Origin of the sequence: Brevundimonas sp., assembly GCF_036677305.1 — a bacterium.
Lineage (GTDB): Bacteria > Pseudomonadota > Alphaproteobacteria > Caulobacterales > Caulobacteraceae > Brevundimonas.
This window is the reverse complement of sequence record NZ_JAKFEB010000105.1, coordinates 1-7,497: the sequence shown is the minus strand read 5'-3', so window position 1 is coordinate 7,497 and position 7,497 is coordinate 1. Positions and strand designations below refer to the sequence as shown.

Annotated in this window: 10 protein-coding genes; 5 read left to right on the top strand and 5 right to left on the bottom strand. The window is 67.8% G+C overall.

The genetic code is table 11. The features are described from left to right. The 5 genes from V6M42_RS06375 to V6M42_RS06355 form a co-directional block, all read left to right on the top strand. On the top strand, nt 1-644 hold a 644-nt coding region (locus V6M42_RS06375; protein WP_332677897.1), incomplete at its 5' end, for a glycine cleavage T C-terminal barrel domain-containing protein. 11 nt (nt 645-655) lie between these two features. Next, entirely contained in the window at nt 656-1,018 is a 363-nt protein-coding gene (gene gcvH, locus V6M42_RS06370) for a glycine cleavage system protein GcvH (protein ID WP_056619381.1), read from the top strand. 129 nt (nt 1,019-1,147) lie between these two features. After that, a complete protein-coding gene (gene gcvPA, locus V6M42_RS06365; RefSeq protein ID WP_332677896.1) occupies nt 1,148-2,494 on the top strand; it encodes an aminomethyl-transferring glycine dehydrogenase subunit GcvPA in 1,347 nt (448 codons plus the stop codon). An 11-nt stretch (nt 2,495-2,505) separates the two neighbouring features. Beyond that, nucleotides 2,506-4,098 carry an aminomethyl-transferring glycine dehydrogenase subunit GcvPB gene (gcvPB, locus tag V6M42_RS06360; RefSeq protein ID WP_332677895.1) on the top strand — a complete coding sequence of 531 codons (1,593 nt, stop codon included), beginning with the start codon at nt 2,506-2,508 and terminating at the stop codon, nt 4,096-4,098. A gap of 113 nt (nt 4,099-4,211) precedes the next feature. Then, nucleotides 4,212-4,676 carry a DUF6789 family protein gene (locus V6M42_RS06355; RefSeq protein ID WP_332658020.1) on the top strand — a complete coding sequence of 155 codons (465 nt, stop codon included), beginning with the start codon at nt 4,212-4,214 and terminating at the stop codon, nt 4,674-4,676. 58 nt (nt 4,677-4,734) lie between these two features. Here the strand turns inward: V6M42_RS06355 and V6M42_RS06350 are convergent, their stop codons facing one another. The 5 genes from V6M42_RS06350 to V6M42_RS06330 all read right to left on the bottom strand — a co-directional run bounded on the left by V6M42_RS06350 (nt 4,735) and on the right by V6M42_RS06330 (nt 7,331). Then, nucleotides 4,735-5,247 carry a F0F1 ATP synthase subunit B gene (locus V6M42_RS06350; RefSeq protein WP_332658021.1) on the bottom strand — a complete coding sequence of 171 codons (513 nt, stop codon included), beginning with the start codon at nt 5,245-5,247 and terminating at the stop codon, nt 4,735-4,737. After that, complete coding sequence (locus V6M42_RS06345) at nt 5,247-5,840, bottom strand: F0F1 ATP synthase subunit B family protein (RefSeq protein WP_332658022.1); 594 nt, start codon at nt 5,838-5,840, stop codon at nt 5,247-5,249. The genes V6M42_RS06350 and V6M42_RS06345 overlap by 1 nt, the downstream gene beginning before the upstream one ends. Before the next feature lie 68 nt (nt 5,841-5,908). Continuing rightward, nucleotides 5,909-6,133 (bottom strand): F0F1 ATP synthase subunit C, encoded by a 225-nt coding sequence (locus tag V6M42_RS06340; RefSeq protein ID WP_056619394.1) that lies wholly within the window; start codon nt 6,131-6,133, stop codon nt 5,909-5,911. 54 nt (nt 6,134-6,187) lie between these two features. Continuing rightward, complete coding sequence (locus tag V6M42_RS06335; protein ID WP_332677893.1) at nt 6,188-6,961, bottom strand: F0F1 ATP synthase subunit A; 774 nt, start codon at nt 6,959-6,961, stop codon at nt 6,188-6,190. 7 nt (nt 6,962-6,968) lie between these two features. Next, on the bottom strand, nt 6,969-7,331 hold the full coding sequence (locus V6M42_RS06330; protein WP_332658024.1) for an AtpZ/AtpI family protein: 363 nt from the start codon (nt 7,329-7,331) through the stop codon (nt 6,969-6,971). Between the last annotated feature and the right edge of the window lie 166 nt (nt 7,332-7,497).

Here is a 7,497-nt window from a genome sequence, read left to right as displayed (position 1 = left end):
TGGCCGCGCACGAGCCGCTGCTGGCCGAGATGGGCTTCATGGAATGCGCCCGGCTGATGCTGTTCGGCTGCGACTGCTTCATCTCCCGCTCGGGCTACACCGGCGAAGACGGCTACGAGATCTCGGTGCCGGCCGACCAGGCCGAGCGCGTCTGGAACACCATCCTGAAGGACGCCCGCGTCAAGCCGATCGGCCTGGGCGCCCGCGACAGCCTGCGCCTCGAGGCCGGCCTGCCCCTGCACGGCCACGACATCGACGCCTCGACCAGTCCGGTCGAAGGCGCCCTGACCTTCGCACTGTCGAAGTCGCGCAAGGAACGCGCCGACTTCAACGGCGCCGACCGCATCCTGAAGCAACTGGCCGACGGCCCGAGCCGCGTCCGCATTGGCCTGAGCGTCAAGGAAGGCGCCCCGGCCCGTGAAGGCGCCGAGATCGCCGACATCGACGGAAACGTCATTGGAACGGTCACCTCGGGCGGCCCCTCGCCGACGCTGGGCCGCAACATCGCCATGGGCTATGTCCCGCCGAAGTTCGCCGAACTGGGGACGGACCTGAAGGTCATCGTGCGCGGCAAGGCCGCCGCGGCCGAGGTCGTCGCCACCCCGTTCGTCGCCCAACGCTACTATCGCAAACCGAAAGCCTGAGGATCGGATCGATGCATTTCTCCAAGGATCACGAGTGGGTTCGCTTCGATGGCGACGTCGCCACCGTCGGAATCTCCAAGCACGCCGCTGACGCCCTGGGCGACGTGGTGTTCGTCGAGACGCCGGACGCCGGCAAGACCGTCTCGAAGGGCGACAGCTTCGCCGTCGTCGAGAGCGTCAAGGCGGCCTCGGACGTCTACGCCCCGGTCTCGGGCGAGGTGATCGAGGGCAACGCCGCCCTCGCCTCCGCTCCGGAAACCGTCAACGCCGATCCCGAAGGCGAAGGCTGGTTCGCGAAGATCAAGGTGTCCGACGCCTCGACCGACGGCCTGATGGACCGCGCCGCCTACGACGCCTTCCTGGCCACGCTTTAACCACCGTCACCCTCGGGCTTGACCCGAGGGCCGGACATTCAACCGCTCGTGCGATGACTTCCGCGCACGCGCCGCACCACATCCGATCCTCGGGTCAAGCCCGAGGATGACGGGTGAAGGAAAGACCGGATGCGCTACCTCCCCCTGACGCCCGACGACCGTACGGCGATGCTCGCCGCCATCGGGGCGAAATCCATCGACGACCTGTTCGTGGACGTGCCCAAGGCGGCGCATCGCGACGGCTTCGTCGACCTGCCCCGCGTGGCGGGCGAACTGGAGGTCGAGCGGGCGCTGGGGGCCATGGCGGCGAGAAACGCCTCGGCGGGGACGGTTCCGTTCTTCTGCGGCGCCGGGGCCTACAAGCACCACGTCCCGGCGACGGTGGACCACGTGATCCAGCGGTCGGAATTCCTGACCAGCTACACGCCCTATCAGCCCGAAATCGCCCAGGGCACGCTGCAGTATCTGTACGAGTTCCAGACCCAGGTCGCGAACCTGACCGGCATGCCGGTGGCCAACGCCTCGCTCTATGACGGCTCGACCGCCATGGCCGAGGGCGTGCTGATGGCGACCCGCGTGACCCGCCGCAACAAGGCGGTGATCTCGGGCGGGGTGCATCCGCACTATGTCCGGGCGACCGAGACCGTGGTCCACGCCGTCGGCGTCGAGACCGAGGTGCTGCCGGCCGCCGTGGACGCCGAAGCCGACGTGATCGCGCAGATCGGTCCGGACACGGCCTGCGTCGTCGTCCAGACCCCGAACGTGTTCGGCACGGCCACCGACGTCACGAAGATCGCCGAGGCGGCCCACGCCGCCGGCGCCCTGCTGATCGTCGTGGTCACCGAGGCCGTGTCGATGGGCCTGCTGAAGTCGCCGGGCGAGATGGGGGCCGACATCGTCGCCGCGGAAGGCCAGTCGATCGGCAACGCCCTGAACTACGGCGGCCCCTACGTCGGCCTGTTCGCCTGCCGCGAAAAGCTGGTGCGCCAGATGCCCGGCCGCCTGACCGGCGAGACCGTCGACGCCGACGGCGAGCGGGGCTTCGTCCTGACCCTGTCGACCCGCGAGCAGCACATCCGCCGCGACAAGGCGACGTCGAACATCTGCACCAACTCGGGCCTGTGCACCCTGGCCTTCACCATCCACATGAGCCTGCTGGGCGAGACGGGGCTGCGCCGGATGGCCCTGCTGAACCACGAGAAGGCGCTGGCCACGCGTGACGCGCTGGCGGCGATCCCCGGCGTCGAGATCCTGACCACGCGCTTCTTCAACGAGTTCGCCGTGAAGCTGCCGAAGCCGGCGGCCGAGGTGGTCGAGGCGCTGGCCGCCCATCGCATTCTCGCCGGCGTGCCCTACAGCCGGCTGGCCCCCGAAGCCGGCATGGACGACGTCCTGCTGGTCGCGGCGACCGAGATGACGATGGACGCTGACATCAAGATCCTGGCGGGTTCGCTCGCCAAGGTTCTGGCGAACTGAGGAGCGGAACGATGAGCACCATGAACACCGTCGGCCGCCCGACCGCCCCCAACGCCGTAGATCACGACTACAAGCACCCGACCCTGACCGGCGGGCGCGGCCTGCTGCAGGACGAGCACCTGATCTTCGAGAGCGACGGCTGGGGCAAGACCGGCGTCGACCTGCCGGAGCCCAAGACCGACGGATCCGACCTCGGCGATCTGGTCCGCAAGGATCCGATCGGCCTTCCCGGCCTCTCCGAGCCCGAGACGATGCGCCACTATGTGCGCCTGTCGCAGAAGAACCACGCCATCGACCTGGCCATCTATCCGCTGGGCTCGTGCACGATGAAGCACAACCCGCGCCTCAACGAGAAGATCGCCCGCCTGCCGGGGTTCTCGGACATCCACCCGCTGCAGCCGACGTCGACCGTTCAGGGCGCGCTGGAGCTGATGGACACCCTGGCGCACTGGCTGAAGACCCTGACGGGCATGCCCGCCGTGGCCCTGTCGCCCAAGGCCGGCGCCCATGGCGAGCTGTGCGGCCTGATGGCCATCCGCGCCGCCCACGAGGCCTCGGGCCAGCATGAGAAGCGCCGCAAGGTGCTGGTGCCGACCTCGGCCCACGGCACCAACCCGGCGACCGCCGCCTTCGTCGGCTACACCGTCGTCGAAGTGGCCCAGACCGAGGACGGCCGCGTCGATGTGGCCGATCTGGCCGCCAAGCTGGGCGACGACGTCGCCGCCATCATGGTGACCAATCCCAACACCTGCGGCCTGTTCGAGCGCGACATCCTCGAGATCAGCCGCCTGACGCATGAGGCCGGCGCGTATTTCTACTGCGACGGCGCCAATTTCAACGCCATCGTCGGCCGGGTGCGCCCGGGCGATCTGGGCGTCGACGCCATGCACATCAACCTGCACAAGACCTTCTCGACGCCCCACGGCGGCGGCGGTCCGGGCGCCGGTCCGGTGGTGCTGTCGGAAGCGCTGGCGCCCTTCGCCCCGGCTCCGTGGGTCGTGCACGACGCCGACGGCTACCGTCTGGTCGAGCGCGAGGAAGACGAGGCGGCGCAGGCCTTCGGCCGCCTGTGCGCCTTCCAGGGCCAGATGGGCATGTACACCCGGGCCCTCAGCTACATGATGAGCCACGGCTCGGACGGCCTGCGTCAGGTGGCCGAGGATGCGGTGCTCAACGCCAACTATATCAAGGCCCGGCTGTCGGACCTGATGAGCGCGGCCTTCCCGGACGGACCGTGCATGCACGAAGCCCTGTTCGACGACGAATGGCTGAAGGGCACGGACGTGACCACGCTCGACTTCGCCAAGGCGATGATCGACGAGGGCTTCCACCCGATGACGATGTATTTCCCGCTGGTCGTCCACGGGGCCATGCTGATCGAGCCCACCGAGACGGAGTCGAAGCAGGAGCTGGATCGCTTCATCGAGGCGATGCGGGCCCTGGCGACGGCGGCCCTCGAAACGAAGGATGGGGCCGGCAACGTCGAACGGTTCAAGGGCGCCCCCTTCCACGCCCCGTTGCGCCGTCTGGACGAGACCCGCGCCGCCCGCTCGCCGGTGCTGCGCTGGACCGCTCCCGAAGGGTCGAACAGGGCCGCCGTCTAGGGTCCCGACCCGAGAGCCAAACACGGCAAAGTGAATTACGCCTGTTACAGCAGGCGTATGCTCCTCCTTGCGTAAGTCTGAGCCACAACCAGCGTTGGGAGGCGCTAACGGACATGATGTCACGCGTACGTAAGGGTCTGGCCGCCGGGTTCGCGGCCACCGTAGTGGTTTCAATCATCGAAGGCTTCAACATGGCGGTCGGCCACTGGGCCGTCTCCATGCCGCAACTTCTGGCCGTGGTCGTGCAGCAACCCGACCGGCTGGCGCTGGGGTGGTTCCTCCACGTCCTCGCCGGCGTGGGCCTGGGCGTCGTGTTCGGGATCCTGTGTCCCCGGCTGCCGACGGATACGCCGGAGTCGAAGGGCATCCTGTTCGCCGTGAGCGCCTTCATCCTGATGGCGCTGTTCATCGCGCCGATCGCAGGGGCGGGCCTGTTCTTCATGCGGGCGGGCTTCGGCACCCTGGCGTGGATGATCGTCAGCCACGCGATCTTCGGCCTCGTGCTGGGCAACGTCTACGGGCGGCTGGTTCGAGCCGAGAAGGCGGCGCGACACCCGTTCGAGCCGGCGACGAACTGATAGAAAAACGGCCCCGCCAGACTGGCGGGGCCGTTGTTTTCTGTAGCGGCGGGACCGCCTAGTTGAGGCGCGAGCCGATCTGGGCGATGGCCGCATCCAGCAGCGGGTCGGACGTCTGGCCGGCCAGACGCGCGGCCAGGATCTGTTCGGCGGCGCGGGCGGCGAGATCGGCCGCGGCGGCCTTCACCTCGGCGGAGGCCTGGGCCTCGGCCTGGGCGATACGACGTTCAGCCAGGTCCTGACGGCGCTTCAGCGTCTCTTCCAGCTTGACCTTGGCCTCGGCCTCCATGAGGCGGGCGTCGGCCTCGGCGGCCTTCAGCATTTCAGCGGCCTGGGCCTCGGCCTCGGCCTTCTCGGCGCGGATCTGCTTCAGCAGGGCCTCGGCCTCGGCGCGCAGGCGGGCGGCCTCGTCGAGTTCCGACTGAATTTTGGCGGCCTTGGCGTCCAGCTGGGCGCCGACCATCCTGAAGGCGCCGACGAAGACGCAGATGGCCAGGAAGGCGATCAGGCCGACGGCGACCCAGAGTTCCGGGTTGTCGAGGCTGTAGAGATGGGGATTGAAGAATTCCATCAGGCGGCGCCCTTCACGGCGGCAGCGGCTTCGGCGGCGGTCGGCGCCTTGCCGGTGAGACGTTCGACAATGGCGGCGGCCGTGTCGGACGCGATGGTCGAAACATTGGTCATGGCGGCGTCGCGGGTCTTGCCGATGGCGGTCTCGGCCTCGGCGATGCGGGCGTTGACCACGGCTTCCTCGGCGGCGGCGCGGGTGTTGGCTTCCTCGGTCACGCGAGCCTTGGCCGCGGCGGCCGTGGCGCGCGACGAGGCGCGGGCCTCCTCGACTTCACGCTTGGCTTCAGCGGCCTGGCCGGCGGCCTCGGCCTGGACCTGACGGGCGGTGTCCACCGCCGTCGAGATGGTCGAGGCGCGCTCGTCGAAGACGCGGCGCATGCGCGGCGCGAAGATTTTCGCGATCAGGAAATACAGGATCGCGAACAGGAAGATCAGATAGACGATCTGCCCGAACCAGTGCTGGAACTCGAACTGGGGCAGGCCGCCAGACTCGTGTTCGCCGCCGTGAGCGGCTTCGGTCGTGGCGTGCGTGTCCTCGACCGCGACCGGGGTGGTCGCGTCTTCGGGCATGACGGGCTGGGCTTGAACGGTCATCGGTCGCCTGTTGGATCGGAAAGGTCGTCAGCCGGCGGCGCGGACGGGGTCCGCGCCGCCGAAGCCGATTACGAGATCCAGATCAGGATGCCCATGACGAAGGCGAGGATGCCCAGGGCTTCAGCCAGGGCGGCGCCGACGAACAGGTTGCCGATTTGCGAGCCGGCGGCCGACGGGTTGCGCAGGGCGCCCGCCAGGAACTGGCCGAAGATGTTGCCGACGCCGATGCCGGCGCCGATCATGCCGCACATCGCGATGCCGGCGCCAATGAGTTTAGCGGCTTGGGGATCCATGTCTTAGTCCTGTCAGTCTGGGTTTGGTTGGGTTGGAAAGAACTGGTCCGGCCCTTAGTGGGCATGGTCCAGGTTGACCACATCGTTGAGGTAGATGCAGGTCAGAACGGCGAAAACGAAGGCCTGGAGGAAGGCCACGAGGAACTCGAGCGCGGTCAGACCGATGGTCATGCCCAGCGACAGCGGGAAGATCAGGAAGCCCCAGGCGCCGGCGGCGCCGATGACGGCGGTGGCCACGAAGCCGGCGAACACCTTCAGGGCGATGTGGCCGCCCATCATGTTGCCGAACAGACGAAGCGTCAGGGTGATCGGGCGCAGCAGGAACGAGAAGAACTCGATCAGGCCGACGATCGGCCGCATGACCAGCGGCGCCCCGGTCGGCCAGAACAGCTTGAGGAAGCCCATGCCGTTCTTGACGATGCCGACGATGACCACCAGCGCGAAGGTGATGACGCCGAAGGTGGCCGTGATGGCCAGCTGCGAGGTGGCGGTGAAGCTGAGGAACATGCCGAGCAGGTTCATCGCCAGGATGAAGGTGAAGATGGCGAAGACGAACGGGAAATATTTCTTGCCGTCGTGGCCGATGATCGACTCGGTCAGGCCGTCGATCATGCCGAACAGGGTCTCGCCCACGGCCTGGGTGCGGCCCGGGACGACCTTGGCGCCGTTGGTCACGAGCGTCAGGAAGCCCACGACGATCAGGAAGGCGATGGTCATCGCCAGGTGCGAGTTCGTGAAGGCGAGATCGACCGTGCCGATAAGCGGCAGGGTGACGTCGGGGAGGTCGACGATCTTCTGGATCTGGAACTGATGTAGCGGATCGGCCATCGGGCGATCAGACTCCCTGGTCTTCGTCGTCGTCGAAGGGAACCGACTTAGGCTCCCCGTGCTTGTTGGCTTCGGCCATCAGACGCTGCGCCGTGCGCCACGCCATCCAGACCGAGATGGCGAAGCCCAGAAGGACGCCGCCTATAATCCCCACCGGCGAGGTGCCGGCGAAATGATCGACCCCGAAGCCGATCGCCAGACCCACGAAGACGCCGCCGAACAGGTCGGCGATGATCTTCCACGCCTGGCCCGCAGCCGCCTGACCCGCCGCCTCGTGAGAGAGCGGCGGAGCGGTGCGCGCCTCCAGATCGGATGCGCTCCTGTTGAGACGAGCGATCGCCTCTTCGCGCGATTCCGGTGGCAGGGACATGGCGGCCTCAGCACTCCGGCACGGATGTCGGAGGGGGTCTGAATTCGGCGCGGAACCTATAGGCGGGACCCCCGCAGGTCAAGGCGGCGCGGACGTGCTGTACGACGTTGATTTTCCGCATGTTTGTTTCGCTATTCGCAGGGCGTGGCGAACAGTCGCTGGGGAG

Bases quoted from the DNA above. Each gene is read 5' to 3' on its own strand.
- V6M42_RS06355 (WP_332658020.1), top strand. From the start codon at position 4,212: ATGATGTCACGCGTACGTAAGGGTCTGGCCGCCGGGTTCGCGGCCACC.
- V6M42_RS06350 (WP_332658021.1), bottom strand. From the start codon at position 5,247: ATGGAATTCTTCAATCCCCATCTCTACAGCCTCGACAACCCGGAACTC.
- V6M42_RS06330 (WP_332658024.1), bottom strand. From the start codon at position 7,331: ATGTCCCTGCCACCGGAATCGCGCGAAGAGGCGATCGCTCGTCTCAAC.
- gcvH (WP_056619381.1), top strand. From the start codon at position 656: ATGCATTTCTCCAAGGATCACGAGTGGGTTCGCTTCGATGGCGACGTC.
- V6M42_RS06335 (WP_332677893.1), bottom strand. From the start codon at position 6,961: ATGGCCGATCCGCTACATCAGTTCCAGATCCAGAAGATCGTCGACCTC.
- V6M42_RS06340 (WP_056619394.1), bottom strand. From the start codon at position 6,133: ATGGATCCCCAAGCCGCTAAACTCATTGGCGCCGGCATCGCGATGTGC.
- gcvPA (WP_332677896.1), top strand. From the start codon at position 1,148: ATGCGCTACCTCCCCCTGACGCCCGACGACCGTACGGCGATGCTCGCC.
- gcvPB (WP_332677895.1), top strand. From the start codon at position 2,506: ATGAGCACCATGAACACCGTCGGCCGCCCGACCGCCCCCAACGCCGTA.
- V6M42_RS06345 (WP_332658022.1), bottom strand. From the start codon at position 5,840: ATGACCGTTCAAGCCCAGCCCGTCATGCCCGAAGACGCGACCACCCCG.